Raw genomic sequence first — 1,122 nt, 5'->3', positions numbered from 1 at the left:
TCCATTCGTATTTTTGAAACGGTGCAGGGTGGAAGCGCAGTATCAGAAGCTTGTGCGGCGGAAAGCCCTGCGGCGGCATGTGCCGTTGTTGGAGAGCTTGAACACGGCACCGACTTTACCGTAAAAGCCGTTGATAGCAATACCGTGGCTATTGTTCCATTGCGTCCACTGAAGCCTAAAACCGGTTACATTGTCGCGTTAACAAATAATATCCAAGATTCTTTAGGTCGTGATGTAAAAGCCTCACAGACCTATACGCTGATGAAGCGTAATGCTGACGAGAACCCGGTGTCTGGTGATGCGTCGGCAGTGTCACTGCAACGTCTGATCAATAGCTATGAAGGCGCGCTTGGTCAATATGGTGTCGATACCGACGGCGTTATTTATACGTCGAACTTCACCACTCAATCCGTTGGGGACGTGCTAAACGTCACTAAACAGTTGCTTGCACAACAAATCGCAGCACAGAATCCACCTGCGTTGGTTGCGCAAAATCAGGGCGTTTCGCTTGCTCAGGTATTGCAAGGGAACGGTGTGACTGATCCGCAAACCCTACAAATTGCTGCAGCTGCGCGCGTTTACGGTGGTCAGGTTACATTACCTTACTACTCGCCACTGCCTTCTCAATCGAATCCTCAGGCACCCGTTAATGGACGCTGGCGCGCGCAGTGCGATAGCCCCGCTTCAATTTTAGGTGCGATTCAACAGGGTGTGATTGACCCCGCTGGTGCGGGTATTCCAGCCGGCGCTATTGAAGATCCCAGTTTGTTGTTGCCACCCAACGCTTGCTTTGATTTCCCTGGGGTTGATGAAGAGCGCCACTTAACTAAGTTTAACCCCGTACCAGAAAAGCAGGATGATGTTGATGTACCGGCATTTGTGACTATTCCAGACCTCGCCGTTGTTAATCAAATTCGTCAGGCACGCGGTATGCCAACGCTTGATGGGGTGCCAGCGGGCGGCTGGCCTGTGGTCATCTTCCAACACGGTATTACAGGTAATAAGTCGAACGCAGCGGGTATCGCCGGTTCGCTAGCTGCTGCCGGTTTCGCGACGGTAGCGATTGATCATCCGTTACATGGTGACCGTGGCTTTGATTTGAACAATGATGGTACCGATGAA

General features: G+C 51.5%; 1 protein-coding gene. It reads left to right on the top strand.

Translation table 11 applies throughout. The features are described 5' to 3' along the window. Positions 1-1,122, top strand: a 1,122-nt coding sequence (locus tag OS145_RS04785; RefSeq protein ID WP_006955089.1) for a VolA/Pla-1 family phospholipase, incomplete at both ends; no start/stop codon positions are given.

This window comes from Idiomarina baltica OS145 (assembly GCF_000152885.1).
Classification (GTDB): Bacteria; Pseudomonadota; Gammaproteobacteria; order Enterobacterales; family Alteromonadaceae; genus Idiomarina; species Idiomarina baltica.
Note: the sequence above shows the minus strand (reverse complement) of the source record. Positions and strands in the feature narration are given on the sequence as shown.